The sequence below is a fragment of the Micromonospora sp. WMMC415 genome (genome assembly GCF_009707425.1).
GTDB lineage: Bacteria > Actinomycetota > Actinomycetes > Mycobacteriales > Micromonosporaceae > Micromonospora.
On sequence record NZ_CP046104.1, the window covers coordinates 3,521,791 to 3,536,411 of the forward strand.

Below are 14,621 nucleotides of genomic sequence, written 5' to 3' on the forward strand. Positions count from 1 at the left end.
AGACCGAGAAACGTACACTGCTAGTGTAATAACCGGGACCCCGATGCGAGGGATGGGTGATGGAGCAAGGGCTTGCGCTGCACCACGTCGGGGTGCGCTTCGGAGGCCTCACCGCCCTCGACGACGTCTCGCTGCGGGTGGCCCCCGGCCAGGTGGTCGGCGTGATCGGTCCGAACGGAGCCGGTAAGACGACGCTGTTCAACGTCCTCTGTGGCTTCGTCGGCCCGCACGAGGGCAGCCTCACCCTCGACGGCCGTCCGTTCCGGCCCCGGCCGCACCGGCTCACCCGGCTCGGAATCTCCCGCACCCTCCAGGGGACCGGCCTGTTCGCCGGGCTCACCGTCCTGGAGAACGTCGTGGCCGGTGCCTCCCACGCGGCCCGGGCCGGGTTCCTCGCCGCGCTTCTCGGCCTGCCCCGCAGCGACCGGGACGAGCGCCGGCTGCGCCGGCACGCCCTGGCCGTCCTCGACACGCTCGGCGTCGCCGGGTACGCCGACGCCGTACCCGGGACCCTGCCGTTCGCCGTACGCCAACGGGTCGCCCTGGCCCGCGCGCTCGCCGCCCGCCCCCGGCTGCTCCTGCTCGACGAGCCCGCCGGCGGCCTCGGTGGCGAGGACATCGCCGAGCTGGCGGAGCTGATCCGGGAGCTGCCCCACCGCGACACCGACCCGTGCGCGGTGCTGCTGGTGGAACACCACATGGACCTGGTGATGTCGGTGTGCGACGAGATCGTCGTCCTGGACTTCGGCCGGGTGGTCGCCACCGGCACGCCCGAGGCGATCCGCGACGACCCGGCCGTCGCCGACGCGTACCTCGGCGCGGCCGTCGACGAGGCGGCGGCATGACCGCCGCGAGTGCGCAGCCCGGCACCGACCTGCTCGCCGTGCGGGGCCTGGTGGCCGGGTACGGGGCGGCGCCGGTGCTGCACGCTGTCGACCTGCGCGTGCCGGCCGGCGCCATCGTGGCCGTCGTGGGCGCCAACGGGGCCGGCAAGACCACTTTGCTGCGCGCCCTCTCCGGCATGCTGCGCCCCACCGCCGGTCGGATCCTCCTCGACGGCGAGGACCTGCGCGGCACCCCCGTCGAGCAGCTCGTCCGGCGCGGCCTGGCGCACGTCCCCGAGGGACGTGGCGTGATCGGCGAGCTCACCGTCGAGGAGAACCTGCGCCTCGGCGGGCTGTGGCGGCGGGACCGGGCGGACGCCGCCCGCGCCCACGACGAGGTTTACCAGTTGTTCGAGCCGCTGGCCCGGCGCCGGCGGCACCTCGGCCACCAACTCTCCGGCGGCGAACGGCAGATGCTCGCCCTCGGCCGCGCGCTGGTCGGCCGGCCCCGCCTGCTGCTGCTCGACGAACCGTCGCTCGGCCTGGCGCCGCGGGTGGTCGCCCAGACCATGACCCTGCTGCGGCAACTGCGCGACCGCACCGGGCTGGCCGTGCTGCTCGTCGAGCAGAACGTCCGCAGCGCCCTCGGCGTCGCCGACCACGGCGTCGTGATGTCCCTCGGCCGGGTCGTCACCTCCGCGCCGGCCGCCCGGCTCCGCGACGACGCCGACCTGCGCCACGCGTACCTGGGATTCTGACCACCGCCGACAAGGAGGCCCGTTGGACCGCTTCGTCTTCCTCACCCTCGACGGCCTGTCGAGGGGAGCGGTCTACGCCGCGTTCGCGCTGGCCCTGGTGCTCATCTGGCGGGCCGCGCGGATCGTCAACTTCGCCCAGGGGGCGATGGCCGTCGCCGCCGCGTACGCCGCCTACAGCGTCTCGGCCGCGACCGGCTCGTACTGGCTCGGGTTCGTCGCCGCGCTCGCCGTCGGCCTGCTCCTCGGCGCGGTCGTCGACGTCGCCGTCATGCGCTTCGTCGACCACCGCTCGCCGCTCAACCCGGTGATCGTCGCGCTCGGGCTGGTCCTGCTGATCCAGGCCGTCCTCGGCATGGTGTACGGCAACGAGTTCCGGCCGGCGGCGGCTCCGTTCAGCCGCAGCGCCCTGACCGTCGGCGGTCTGGCCGTCCTGTCGCCGTACGACGTCTTCGTCTTCGCCGCCGTCGGGACGGTCGGCGCCGCGCTCGCCTGGATCTTCACCCGGACCGCGGTGGGCCTGCGGATGCGGGCCGCGGCGTTCGCTCCCGAGGTCTCCCGCCTGCTCGGGGTGAACGTCGGCGGCATGCTCACGCTCGGCTGGGCGCTCGCGTCCGGTGTCGGCGCCCTGGCCGGCATGCTCGTCATCCCGACCGAGCTGGGCCTGCACCCGCACGCCATGGACCTGGTCTTCGTCTCGGCGTTCACCGCCGCCGTGGTGGGCGGGCTGGACAGCCCGCCCGGCGCGATCGTCGGCGGCGTCGGGGTCGGGCTGCTGCTGTCGTACGTCAGCGGCTACGCCGGCGGCGACCTCATCCCCCTCGCGGTGCTGGTGCTGCTCCTGGCGGTGCTACTGGTCCGCCCCGGCGGCCTGTTCGCCCCGGTCACCGCGAGGCGGGTGTGAGCGCCACCGGGGTGGCGGCCCCACCCGCGACCCGGGCGCCCCGTCCCGAGGGCCGGCCGGAGGGGCGGCGCGTCCCGACCCTGCTGCGCCACCTCGGGCTCGCGGCCGTCGCCGCGTCGGCACTGCTGGCGGTCAGTTACGGCCTCGAACCGTTCCGGAACTTCCAGCTCGCCACGGTCGCCGCCTACCTCTGCGCGACCGCCGGGCTGACCATCCTCACCGGACTGAACGGCCAGCTCTCACTCGGGCACGGCGCGCTGATGGCGGTCGGCGCGTACACGGTCGCCCTGACGCAGGACGCCTTCGCCGACCGCGGCCGAACCGGCGGCGGGTTGCTGGTCGTGTCCCTGGTGGCGGCGGTGGCCACCAGCGTCGCGGTCGGCGCCGTCGTGGGCGTGGCCGCCGCCCGGTTGCGCGGCCCCTACCTGGCCGGCGTCACCCTGGCGGTCGCGGTCGTGGTACCGGCCCTGACCGTCACCTTCGACGGCGTCCTCAACGGCGAGCAGGGGCTGCCCGTCCCGGTCGCACCGCCACCGGCGGCGCTCGGCCCGTACTTCCCGTACGAGCGGTGGCAGCTCTGGGTCGCCGGGTCGGCGACGCTGCTCTGCCTGGTGCTGCTGGCGAACCTGGTCCGCAGCCGGTACGGCCGCACCTTCCGGGCGGTACGCGACGACGAGATCGCGGCCCGCCTCGCCGGGATCCACGTCGCCCGGACCCAGGTCCTCGCCTTCGTGGTCAGCGCCGCCGGGGCCGGGCTGGGCGGCGCCCTGCTCGCCGTGCTCGCGCAGAGCGTCTCGCCCGGCGCGTTCTCGCTGACGCTGTCGCTGTTCCTGCTGATGGCCGTCGTCATCGGCGGCCTCGGCCGGCTGGCCGGCGCGCTGTGGGGCGCTGCCCTGCTGGTCGCCCTGCCCGACCTGACGCACACCCTGACCGACCTGCTGACGCTCTCGCCGGCGGCGGCGCAGCGCCTGGAGGGCAACCTCCCGCTGGCGATCTTCGGGAGCACGCTGGTCGTCGTCATGATCGCCGCACCCGGCGGCGTGCAGGGCCTGCTGTCCCGCCTCGCCCGCACCCTGCGGGACCGGTGGCGGGCGGGGCGGCGCTGACCACCCGTCCGGCCCCGGCCGGGCGCACCTCATCCACCCACCACACCATCCACCCTGGCCGAGAAAGGTCGGTACCCCATGCGACGCATCGCACGACGCGGTCTCGCGATCGCCACCTCCATCACCCTGCTGCTCAGCGCGGCGGCCTGCGGCGGGAACGACGGCGGGTCCGCCGGCCGTGGGCCGGTCCCGGGCGTCACCGACACCGAGGTGGTCGTCGGCACCCACATGCCGCTCACCGGCCCGGCCTCGGCCGGCTACTCCAAGATCGCGCCGGCCACCAAGGCGTACTTCGACTACGTCAACGCCAACGGCGGCGTGCACGGTCGCAAGATCACCTACAAGGTCATGGACGACGGGTACAACCCGGCGAACACCCAGCAGGTCGTCCGCCAGCTCGTCCTCCAGGACAAGGTCTTCGCCGTCCTCAACGGCCTCGGCACCCCGACCCACAGCGGCGTGCTCGACTTCCTGCACACCAACCGGGTCCCCGACCTCTTCGTCGCCTCCGGCAGCCGCAGCTGGGACCAGCCCGACCGCTACCCGAACACGTTCGGCTTCAACCCCGACTACACGGTCGAGGGCAAGATCCTCGCCCACCACGTGAAGACCACCCTGCCCGGGAAGAAGGTCTGCTTCCTCGGCCAGAACGACGACTTCGGCCGGGACAGCCTCGCCGGGGTGGAGAAGGTGCTCGGCGGCCCCGTCGTGGCCCGCCAGGACTACGTGGTCAGCAACACCAACGTGGCGCCCCAGATCGGCGCGTTGAAGGCGGCCGGCTGCGAGGTGGTCGTCCTCGCCACGGTGCCGGGCTTCACCGCCCTGTCCATCGGCACCGCCGCCCGGCTCGGCTTCCGGCCGCAGTGGGTGGTGTCCAACGTCGGCGCCGACCACCCGACCCTCGCCAAGCAGCTCGGCGACGCCGCCGGCCTGCTGGACGGCATGGTCGGCATCAACTACCTGCCGATGCAGAACGACACGACCAACCCGTGGATCCAGCTGTTCACGAAGGTGAACCGGGACCACAACGGGAACGCGCCGTTCGACGGCAACACCGTGTACGGCATGGCCGTGGGGTACCTCTTCGTCCAGGTGCTCCTCGCCGCCGGCAGGGACCTCACCCGCGAGTCGCTGACCGAGGCCGTCCGCAAGGGTGGCTACCAGGGCCCCGGGCTCGCTCCGCTGCGGTTCTCCGCCACCGACCACTCCGGCTACGGCGGGGGCCGGCTCACCCGGGTGAGCGGGGGAGTGCAGGCCTACTTCGGGCCCGCGTACGAGACCGACGAGGGCGACGGGGCGGTGAACGAGTACACCGCCCCCGCGGTGGCACCGCCGGCCAACGGCGTGCCGACCACCTGATCCGGTCGCGGCCGGGGCGGGGCCGGCGCACGGCCCCGCCGGCCGGCCCACCTGCCACCGGCCACCGCTCGCTGGGAGGGTCGGGCCGGGCCCGGTGTCAGCCACCGGATCGTGAGTAACCGCACGTCTACACTCGGCGTGCGGGCGAGACCAGGCCGCGGTGAAGGAGGCGGGCGGGAATGGGCGGGGCCGAGGCGCCGGGCCGGGTCGACGGGCGTACGGCCCGGGCCGAACGCACCCGGGCCGCGATCGTCGAGGCGCACCTCGCCCTGATCTCCGAGGGTGACCTGCGGCCGACCGGGGAGCGCATCGCCGAGCGCGCCGGCATCTCGCTGCGCACGCTCTGGACCAACTTCAAGGACATGGAGACCCTCTTCGAGGCGAGCGGTGAAGAGGTGCTCCGGCAGCAGGACGCCGCGTGGCGGCCGATCTCGACCGAGCTACCACTGGCCAAGCGGGTCGACGCGTACAGCCGGCAGCGGGCCAAGCTGCTCCAGCTCATCGCGCCCTCGGCGCGCGCCGCCCAGATGCGGGAACCGCTGTCCGCGCAGCTGCACCGCAACCGGCTCAAGCACATCGACCGGGTCCGCGACGAGGTCGAGGCGCTGTTCGCCGTCGAGCTGGACCGGGCCGGCGCGGGCCGCGAGCAGGTGGTGAACGCCGTCGTGGCGGTGAGCACGTGGGGGACCTGGTCGATGCTGCGCGACGGCCTGGGGCTCGGCGTGGACCAGGCCAGGGCGGTGATGGCGCGCACGGTGGGCGCCCTGCTGGCGGCCGTCGCCGACTGACCGGCACGACGCTCTTTTCCGAGCGGTTACCGATTGGTAAAACTGGATGCATGGTTACTGCATCGACAGTGCAAATAACCGTGCTGCGCGGTCGGGACCACGAGTGCCGGGCGATCCGGCGGCTGCTCGACGGCCCGGATGGGGGAGCGCTGCTGGTCCACGGTGAGCCGGGGTCGGGGCGCAGTGCGCTGCTGGCGTACGCCCGGCACCACGCCGGGGACCGGGCCGTCCTCACCGCCGCCGGGCTCGCCGACGAGGCCACCCTGCCGTACGCCGGGTTGCAGCGCCTCCTCGATCCCGTCCTCGACCGGGCCGCCACGCTGCCGGAGCGGCAGCGGCGGGTGCTGCGGCGCGCCCTGGCCGGCGGCGGGTGTCCGGCCGACGAGCGGCTGGCCCTGTCCATGGCCGTGCTCGGCCTGCTCGCCGCCGCCGCGCGCGACCGTCCGCTGCTGTGCACGGTGGACGACGTCGACTCCGGCGACCGGCAGACCGCCGAGACGCTGGCCGTCGTCGCCCGCCGCCTGCACCGCCTGCCGGTCACCCTCCTGCTCGCCGCCGACACCGACGCCGCAGCCGGCGGCATCCCCGCTCACCGGCTCCGCCCACTCGACGAGCGGAACAGCCGGGCGGCACTCGCCGACCGGTGCCCCGGACTGCCGGCGCCGGTGACCGCCGTGCTGGCGACGGTCGGTGGCGGAAACCCGCAGGCCCTCGCGGACCTCGTCGACGTGCTCACCCCCGGCCAGAGGCAGGGCGAGGAGCCGCTGCCCGCCGCACCACCGGCGGGCGGCGCGCTGGGCTCCGCGTACCGTGCCCGGCTGGACCGCCTGCCCCCGGACAGCCGGCAGGTGCTGCTCCTGGCCGCCCTCGACGGGGACGATGACCCCGCCACCCTGGTCCGGGCCACCCGGGCGGCCGGCACGACCGTCGACGCCCTCGCACCGGCCGAAGCCGCCGGCCTGGTCCGTACCGGCCCGGCCGGCGTGACCTTCCCCAGTCCGCTGGCCCGGACGATGGTGCAGGTCGTCGTCCCGTTCGCCGAACGGCGCGCGGCCCACCTGCTGCTGGCCAGGGCGCTCGACGGCCGGCGGCTGCGGCGGGCCCTGCACCTCGCCGCGGTCGCGGACGGCCCCGACCCGCGGCTCGCCGCGGAACTCGAAACGGCGGCGGCCGACGGCGGGGACGGCTGGGCGACCGCCGCGGCGGCCCTGCGGCACGCGGCGGACCTCAGCGACGATCCGGTCCAGGCGGCCGCCCGCCTGGTCACCGCAGCCCGGTACGCCTGGCGGGGCGGCGACCCCGACACGGCCCGGCAGGTGCTCCGCCGGCTGCCGTCCACCCCGGCCCACCCGGTCGTGACCGCCGCGGCCGGCCTGCTGCGCGGCGAGCTGCAGCTACGGTGCGACGCCCCGGCCGCCGCGGTCACCACCCTGCTGGCCGCTACCGAGGCGATCGCCGCCACCGACCGCGCCGAGGCCCTGCTCGGTCTCGTCCGCGCCGGCGAAGCCATCTGCTTCTCGGGCGACCACTACCGCTACGCCGACGTGGCGCGCCGGATGTCCGCGCTGCACCGCGACGGCCACCCACCGGGGGCGGAACTCATGACCGCGCTCATCGCCGGGGTGGCCGCCACCCTGCGCGGCGAGCACGAGCAGGGCGGACCACTGCTGCGCCGCGCCGTCGTCCTCGGTGGACGGCTCACCGGGGACGCGCTCACGCCGGCCGCGCTGACCGGCGCGGCGGTGGCCGGCCTGCTGGTGGCCGTGGACGCCGCGGCACACCGGCTGGCCGACCGCGCCGTCGACCTGGCCCGCGCCGCCGGGGACCTGTCCCAGCTGCCCCGAGCCCTGGAGCTGCGGGCGATGACGGAGTACTGGCTGGGCCGGCACGACGCCGCGGCGGACAGCTGCCGGGAAGGGCTGCGCGCGGCCCGGGCCAGCGGTCAGCACACCTGCGCCGCCGTGCACCTGGGCCTGCTGGCCGTTCTCGCCGCCCTGCGGGCCGACCGGGACACCAGTCTGCGACACGTCGCCGAGATCGGCGACACCGCCGCGCCCGGCAGCCGCCCGTACGCCCTCACCCGGTGGGCGCTGGCGGTGCTCGACCTGGCCGACGGCCGGTACGCCGACGCCGCCGACCGCCTCACGTCGCTGGCACGTCCCGGCACCGGCCGTGGCCAGGTCCTCGTCCAGGTGATGGCCACGCCCCACCTGGTGGAGGCCGCCGCCCACGTCGGCCACCATCCGCAGGCCCGCGCCGCGCTCGCCGTCTTCGACCGCTGGGCCGGCAGTACGGCCAGCCCGTCCCGCCGGGCCCTGTCCGCACGGTGCCACGCGCTGCTGGCGCCGCGCGGCAGCGCCGAGGCGGAGGAGCAGTTCCGAAGGGCGCTGCGGCTGCACCCGGCCGACTCCGCGACCTTCGAGCGAGCCCGGACCGAACTGCTCTTCGGCCGGGAACTGCGTCACAGCCGGAGACCCCGCGACGCCCGGCCCCACCTGCACCGCGCCCGCCAGGCGTTCACCCTGCTCGGAGCGGGCACGTGGGCGGAACTTCGAGCAGTACGTGATCCGTGCGCCCCGTTCGGCGATGGTCGCTGTTCTTGATGATCGCCAACGCTTGCTTCTGATGCGACGACACCGCTTCGTCTTTGACCGCTGGGTGTGGGAGTTGCCCGGCGGCTACGTCGACGACGAGGAAGAGCCGGCGGTCTGTGCGGCCCGGGAGGTCGAGGAGGAGACCGGTTGGCGCCCAGGTGATGTCGAGCCGTTGTTGACCTTCCAGCCGTGGGTCGGCTCGGCCGACGCGGAGAATCTGCTGTTTCTGTCGCGGAGCGCGAAGCACATCGGGGCGCCGACGGATGTCAACGAAGCGGAGCAGGTCGCCTGGATTCCGCTCGTCGAGGCGCGTGAGCTGGTGTACAGCGGTGAAATCGCCGGCGCGGGCACAGTGATCGCGGTGCTGGAGCTAATCGCCCGGGAGGCGCGCGGCGAGCTGTAGTGATGAACTGTCGTACGACGGTCGAATCCTGCGCGGCGCGATTGAGGACGCCGGCTTCGAGAATGAAGATCATCGCTCCGCTGGCGTCTGGTCGTCAGTCATCTACCCGTCCCTGTGCCGGTGAGTCCGTCCGCCCTCAGGCTTTAGACGATGAGTCCTGGTTCCTCTCGGACAAAGATGCATATCCGTTCGCTGCCTTGGCGCGGAGGGTTACCGGGCGGAGCGGCCGTGAGTACCGTGGTCACGACGGCGGCCGGCAGGCCGACGGCGCATCCCGCGGTTCAGGGAGGTCTGGAATGGATCCGATGCCAGAGCTGACCTTCGGACAGCGGCTGAAGCTTTACCGGGAGCGCTCGGGCAAGACTCGCGCGGTGCTCGGTGGACTGGTGGGTCGGAGCGCCGAGTGGGTGAAGGCCGTGGAGACCGATCGGATCCTGCCCCCGCGTATCCACATGCTGGATCGGATCGCCCGCGCCCTCAAGGTCGACGTGTCGGCCCTGGTCGGGGAGTTGAGCGACCGGTCCGCTGTCGTCAACGGGCCGGAACATCCGGCGCTGGCCTCGGTCCGCGACGCGGTGAACCGCGTCCCGCTGTCCGAGGACGTCGCTGCCGAGCCCTTGACGCAGATCAGGGAACGCCTCACCGCTGCCTGGCGGGCACGTCACCAGGCGTCGGACCACCGCACGGTGCTCGGCGCGCTGCTTCCGGATCTGGTTCAGGACGCGCAGCGTGCCGCGTTGGCCCACGAGGGCGACGAGCGTCGGCGGGCACAGGCGCTGCTGGCCGAGGTGCTGGGACTTACGCAGATGTTTCTCGCCTACCAGCCGGCCGCCGAGTTGCTGTGGCGGGTCGCCGACCGGGCGATGGTGGCCGCCCAGGAGTCCGGCGATCCCGAGGCGCTGGCCTGCGCGGGCTGGTTCCTGTGTCAGGTGCACCGGGACGCGGGCGACTGGGACACCGCGATGTCGGTGACCTTGGACGTGGTCTCGGCGTTGGAGGCGCGGACAGCCGACGCGAACGCGAACCTGCTCGCGCTCTGGGGAGCGCTCAACTTCGAGGCCGCCTACACCGCTGCCCGGGCTGGGGAGGACGGCCGCGCCTGGCGGTACTGGGATCGCGCCGACCGGGTGGCGCAACGTCTGCCAAAGGGCTTCTACCAGCCGCAGACGTCTTTCTCGCGGGTCATCATGGGAGCCCACGCCCTGACCGTGGCCGTCGAGTTGCAGAAGTCTGGCGAGGCGGTGCGGCAGGCCAGGCGCCTTGACCCTGCTGCCATCCCGTCGAGGCCGCGCCGTGCGCGACACCTCATCGAGGTGGCCCGCGGCCACTACGGCAAGGGCGACAACGAGGCCACTGTGGCGGCCCTGCGGCAAGCCTACGAGTCGGCGCCGGAGACGATCCGATTCAACGGCTACGCCCGTCAGATCACGCTGGACCTGCTCGACGGTCCCCGTCACATGCGCAACGACGTGCGCGACCTTGCGCTGAAGGTCGGCCTCGTCTCGTGATCTAGGGGTACGAACCTTACCCGTTCCGTCCTGCGACGCTCCGTAGGTTTCTCCTCACGGGATGCGGCGGGCGGTGCGGGATCGCCTGGTCGCCGCGTCCCTCTCACTGGCCACTGGCCGGGGGAGGAGGAGCTTCAGTGAGTGGCGACCAGGAGCAGATCGTCCTTGCCTTTCACGTCCCACGGCTCGACGGCATGTGTGCCGGCTGTCGTGCCTGGTGGTCGCGGCTGACGCCGTACCCGTGCTGGCAGGTGGAGTGGGCGACCAGTCGGCGGGCGCGGTCGCTGACGGCGGCGCTGCTCGGCGGCCGCGCGTGACCACACACGGCCCGGTGCTGCCGATCTGGAACTGCGGCGGCTGCGGCACGCCCTGGCCCTGCCGGACCCGGCAGCGGGAACTGCACGCGGAGTTCGACGGCGCTCCGATATCCCTGGCTCTCTACCTCGGTGCCCAACTGGTGCGCGCCTCGAACGACCTGACGTGGGTGCCGGCCGGAGTGCTGCACCGACGCTTCCTCGGCTGGCTGCGCTGAGCATCCGGCACCGGGACAGACAGGACGCGGCAGTTCTGCCATCCTCGGTCGCATGACGGGGGTCGAGGAACCACTGCGCACGGATCCGGCGGCGGTTACCCGCCCCGCCCCGGCCGGGCTGGGCGGCAACTACTGGCGGCTCTGGTCGGCGTCGGCGGTGTCGAACCTCGCCGACGGCATCGTCAAGATCGCCCTGCCGCTGGTCGCCATCGGCTACACCGACTCGCCGGCGCTGGTCGCCGGGGTGGCGGCGGCGTTCAGCCTGCCGTGGCTGCTCTTCGCGCTGCCGGCCGGTGCGCTCGTCGACCGGCTGGACCGGCGCCGGGCGATGCTGGCCGCCAACACGCTGCGCGCGGCGCTTCTCGGGGCACTGGCACTGGCGGTGGCCTTCGACACCGGCTCGATCTGGCTGCTGTACGCGGTGGCGTTCGGCGTCGGCGCCGCCGAGACCCTCTACGACACCTCGGCCCAGTCGATCCTGCCGCAGGTCGTCCCGCGCGAGCTGCTGCCCCGGGCGAACGGGCGGCTGCACGCCGCCGAACTGACGGCCAACCAGTTCATCGGCCCACCGCTGGCGGGTTTCCTGGTGGCCGGTGGGGCGGCCCTCGCCCTGGCCGGGCCGGCGGGGCTCTGGGCCCTCGCCGTCGCCGCGCTGCTCTTCGTGAGCGGCCGGTTCCGGGTCGAGCGGGACGCGCCGAGCACCCTACGGTCCGACATCGCGGAGGGGCTGCGGTTCCTGTGGCGGCACCGGCTCCTGCGGACGCTGGCGATGATGGTCGGTGGCGGCAACTTCGCCACGAACGCGATCTTCGGGGTGCTGGTGCTCCACGCGGTCGGCCCGGACTCGGCGATGGGGCTCACCGAGCCCGGGTACGGGATCTTCCTGACCACCATCGCCGCCGGCATCGTGCTCGGATCGCTCCTCGCCGGGTGGATCGAGCGCCGGCTCGGCCGGGCCCGCGCGCTCGGCGTGTCGGTGGTCGCCATGGCCGTGGTCGTCGGCGCGCCGGCGCTGATCACCGACCCGTTCGCGCTGGGCGCGGTCTACTTCGGCGGCGGGATCCTGCTCGCCGCCTGGAACGTGATCACGGTGTCGCTGCGCCAGCGGATCACCCCGGACCGTCTCCTCGGGCGGGTCAACAGCGGCTACCGGCTGATCGCCTGGGGCACCTTGCCGTTCGGCGCCGCCACCGGCGGTCTGCTGGCCGAGATGTTCGGCCTCCGTGCGGTGTTCGCCATCATGGGTACGCTGACGCTCGCTCTGCTGCTCGGCATGCTCCGGGTCACCGACGCGGCCATCGCCGCCGCTGAGGGTGACGCCGCGCCCTAGTCGAACAGCACCACCGTCCGGGCGCCCTCGCCGCGGGCCATCCGGTCGAACGCCGCCGGGGCGCCGTCCAGGGTGACCCGGTCGGAGATCAGGGGGGCGAGGTCCAGCGTGTCGTCGAGCACCGCCCGGGCCAGCTCGGGGACGTCCCGGTCCGGGTCGGAGGAGCCGTATACCGAGGACCGCAGCGTCCGTGCCGAGTGGAAGATGTCCAGGGCGCTGAGGCCGACGACGTCGTCGTTCGACCCCATGCCCACCACGATCACCTGGCCGCCCCGGCGGGCGGCCCGCCAGGCGGCGCGGATGGTGGTGCCGCGTCCGACGCACTCCAGCGCGTGGTCGACGCCGCGCCCGCCGGTCAGGCCGCGGATCGCCCGGCTGAGCGTCTCGTCGCCGAGGAGGAAGTCGGTGGCGCCGGCCGCCCGGGCCAGCTCCGCCTTGGCGGGCGACACGTCCACCGCGACGACCGGATCGGCGCCGGCCGCCCGGGCGGCGGAGACCGCCGACAGGCCGACCCCGCCGAGACCGATCACGGCCACCGAGTCGCCCGGGGCCACGCCCGCCGTGCGGTGTACCGCGCCGACGCCGGTCAGCACGGCGCAGCCCAGCAGCGCCGCCGCCTCGAAGGGCAGCTCGGCCGGCACCCGGATCACCGCCTGCTCCGGCACCACCACCTGCTCGGCGAGGGCGCCCAGGCCGAGGGTGACGTGCAGCGGCTCCCCGGACGACGTCCGGCCGCCGGGCACGGCCGGTCCGCCGGACCGGTCGCACAGCCACGGCTCCCCGTGCCCGCAGTGCCAGCAGTCGCGGCAGGGCGGGGCCCAGTTCAGCACGACGTGGTCGCCCGGGGCCACGCGGCGTACGCCGTCGCCGACCTCGACCACCACGCCGGCCGCCTCGTGCCCGAGCACCAGCGGGTACGGCGGCTTCAGGGTGCCGTCCACCATGGACAGGTCGGAGTGGCACACGCCGGCGGCGCGGACGTCGACGCGTACCCGCCCGGGGGCCAGGGCCGGCGGCTCGACCTGCTCGACGCGCGGCGTGCCGCCGACCTCCCGCACGACCAGCGCCCTCATCGCTGGATCGCCTTGGTCTGCAGGAACTCCTCCAGCCCGTAGGTGCCCAGCTCCCGGCCGAGGCCGGACTGCTTGTAGCCGCCGAACGGGGCGAGCGGGTTGAACGGGGCGCCGTTGACGTCGACCGCGCCGGTGCGCATCCGCCGGGCCACCGCGAGGGCCCGCTCCTCGTCGCCGGACCAGACGGCGCCGGCCAGGCCGTACCGCGAGTTGTTGGCGACCGCGACGGCGTGCTCGTCGTCGTCGACCGGGATGACGGCCAGGACCGGTCCGAAGACCTCCTCCTGGGCGAGCGCGCTGTCCGGGTCGACGTCCGCGATCACCGTGGGGGCGACGAACCAGCCCCGCTCGGGCAGGGGCGCGTCCGGTCCGCCGGCGACGAGGCGACCCCCGTCGGCCAGGCCCCGGGCGACATGGTCGCGGACCCGGTCCCGCTGCGCCGCCGAGACGAGCGGGCCGAGCCGGGTGGCCGGGTCAGAGGGATCGCCGAGCCGGTAGCCGTCGGCGGCCTTCGCCGCCAGCGCGAGCGCCTCGTCGTACCGGTCGCGGTGCACCAGCATCCGCGTCCACGCCGTGCAGGTCTGACCGGAGTTGAGGAACGCGTTGCCGACGCCGACCTTCACCGCGGTCGCCAGGTCCGCGTCGTCGAGGATCACGTTGGCCGACTTGCCGCCCAGCTCCAGGGCGACCCGGGCGATCCGGTCGGCGGCCAGGTGCGCGATGCGCCGCCCGGTTGCGGTGGAGCCGGTGAACGAGACCATGTCGACGTCCGGGTGCGCGGCGATGGCCTCACCGACCACCGGGCCGGTGCCGGGGACAAGGTTGACCACGCCGGGTGGGAAGCCGGCCTCGTCGATCGCGTCGAAGAGCAGGTACGCCGTCAGCGGCGTCAGCTCGCTGGGCTTGAGCACCACCGTGCACCCGGCGGCGAGCGCGGGCGCGAGCTTGGCCATGACCTGGTGCAGCGGGTAGTTCCACGGGGTGATGGCGCCGACCACGCCGACCGGTTCCCGGACGACGAGGGAGTTGCCGACGGTCGCCGGCGCCGGCGGGTGCCCGGCCAGGTCGACGTAGCTGCGCAGCACGGTCAGCGGCAGGCCGGCCTGCACCCGGGTGGCCACCTTGAGCGGGGTGCCCAGCTCCAGCGCGACGGTCCGGGCGATCTCGTCGGCGCGGGCGGTCAGGGCGGCGTGCAGCCGGTCGAGGCGGGCCGCGCGGTCGGCCGGCGCGGTGGCGGCCCAGCCGTCGAAGGCGGCCCGGGCGGCGGCGACGGCCCGGTCCACGTCGGCCGGCGTGCCGGCCGGTACGGTCGCGACGACCTGCTCGGTCGTCGGGTTGTGGACCTCGATGGTCGGTCCGGGGGACGCCGTGACCCAGTGGCCGTCGAGGTAGATGTCGGTCCGTGCGAGATCCATCAAGCCCCTCACGTCGCCCAAAACTAGCAG

General features: G+C 74.3%; 14 protein-coding genes. 12 read left to right on the forward strand and 2 right to left on the reverse strand.

Features of this window, described 5'->3' with window-relative positions:
* Window positions 1-59: 59 nt before the first annotated feature.
* The 12 genes from GKC29_RS16625 (at window position 60) to GKC29_RS16680 (ending at window position 12,103) form a co-directional block, all read left to right on the forward strand.
* Window positions 60-845: an ABC transporter ATP-binding protein gene (locus GKC29_RS16625; protein ID WP_155331700.1), complete on the forward strand. Its 786-nt coding sequence runs from the start codon at window positions 60-62 to the stop codon at window positions 843-845.
* Window positions 842-1,582: an ABC transporter ATP-binding protein gene (locus GKC29_RS16630; protein ID WP_155331701.1), complete on the forward strand. Its 741-nt coding sequence runs from the start codon at window positions 842-844 to the stop codon at window positions 1,580-1,582. The genes GKC29_RS16625 and GKC29_RS16630 overlap by 4 nt, the downstream gene beginning before the upstream one ends.
* Before the next feature lie 22 nt (window positions 1,583-1,604).
* Window positions 1,605-2,483, forward strand: a complete 879-nt coding sequence (locus GKC29_RS16635) for a branched-chain amino acid ABC transporter permease (RefSeq protein WP_155331702.1) — start codon at window positions 1,605-1,607, stop codon at window positions 2,481-2,483.
* On the forward strand, window positions 2,480-3,589 hold the full coding sequence (locus tag GKC29_RS16640) for a branched-chain amino acid ABC transporter permease (protein WP_155331703.1): 1,110 nt from the start codon (window positions 2,480-2,482) through the stop codon (window positions 3,587-3,589). The genes GKC29_RS16635 and GKC29_RS16640 overlap by 4 nt, the downstream gene beginning before the upstream one ends.
* A 78-nt stretch (window positions 3,590-3,667) precedes the next feature.
* Window positions 3,668-4,948 carry an ABC transporter substrate-binding protein gene (locus tag GKC29_RS16645; protein ID WP_155331704.1) on the forward strand — a complete coding sequence of 427 codons (1,281 nt, stop codon included), beginning with the start codon at window positions 3,668-3,670 and terminating at the stop codon, window positions 4,946-4,948.
* 179 nt (window positions 4,949-5,127) lie between these two features.
* The gene (locus GKC29_RS16650) at window positions 5,128-5,736 is read left to right on the forward strand and encodes a TetR/AcrR family transcriptional regulator (protein ID WP_155331705.1); all 609 of its coding nucleotides are present in this window, start codon (window positions 5,128-5,130) and stop codon (window positions 5,734-5,736) included.
* A gap of 68 nt (window positions 5,737-5,804) precedes the next feature.
* Window positions 5,805-8,339, forward strand: a complete 2,535-nt coding sequence (locus GKC29_RS16655; RefSeq protein ID WP_230688653.1) for an AAA family ATPase — start codon at window positions 5,805-5,807, stop codon at window positions 8,337-8,339.
* Window positions 8,299-8,733, forward strand: coding sequence for an NUDIX hydrolase (locus tag GKC29_RS16660; RefSeq protein ID WP_230688654.1), 435 nt, complete (start codon window positions 8,299-8,301; stop codon window positions 8,731-8,733). Before GKC29_RS16655 ends, GKC29_RS16660 begins: the two co-directional genes overlap by 41 nt.
* A gap of 296 nt (window positions 8,734-9,029) precedes the next feature.
* Window positions 9,030-10,241, forward strand: coding sequence for a helix-turn-helix transcriptional regulator (locus GKC29_RS16665; RefSeq protein ID WP_155331708.1), 1,212 nt, complete (start codon window positions 9,030-9,032; stop codon window positions 10,239-10,241).
* 137 nt (window positions 10,242-10,378) lie between these two features.
* Window positions 10,379-10,558 (forward strand): hypothetical protein, encoded by a 180-nt coding sequence (locus GKC29_RS16670; protein ID WP_155331709.1) that lies wholly within the window; start codon window positions 10,379-10,381, stop codon window positions 10,556-10,558.
* Entirely contained in the window at window positions 10,555-10,773 is a 219-nt protein-coding gene (locus tag GKC29_RS16675) for a hypothetical protein (RefSeq protein ID WP_155331710.1), read from the forward strand. Before GKC29_RS16670 ends, GKC29_RS16675 begins: the two co-directional genes overlap by 4 nt.
* 52 nt (window positions 10,774-10,825) lie before the next feature.
* A complete protein-coding gene (locus GKC29_RS16680; protein WP_155331711.1) occupies window positions 10,826-12,103 on the forward strand; it encodes an MFS transporter in 1,278 nt (425 codons plus the stop codon).
* Here GKC29_RS16680 and GKC29_RS16685 read toward each other — a convergent pair.
* Both GKC29_RS16685 and GKC29_RS16690 read right to left on the reverse strand, forming a co-directional pair.
* On the reverse strand, window positions 12,100-13,176 hold the full coding sequence (locus GKC29_RS16685; protein WP_155331712.1) for a zinc-binding dehydrogenase: 1,077 nt from the start codon (window positions 13,174-13,176) through the stop codon (window positions 12,100-12,102). The genes GKC29_RS16680 and GKC29_RS16685 overlap by 4 nt on opposite strands.
* The gene (locus GKC29_RS16690) at window positions 13,173-14,591 is read right to left on the reverse strand and encodes an aldehyde dehydrogenase family protein (protein ID WP_155331713.1); all 1,419 of its coding nucleotides are present in this window, start codon (window positions 14,589-14,591) and stop codon (window positions 13,173-13,175) included. Before GKC29_RS16690 ends, GKC29_RS16685 begins: the two co-directional genes overlap by 4 nt.
* Between the last annotated feature and the right edge of the window lie 30 nt (window positions 14,592-14,621).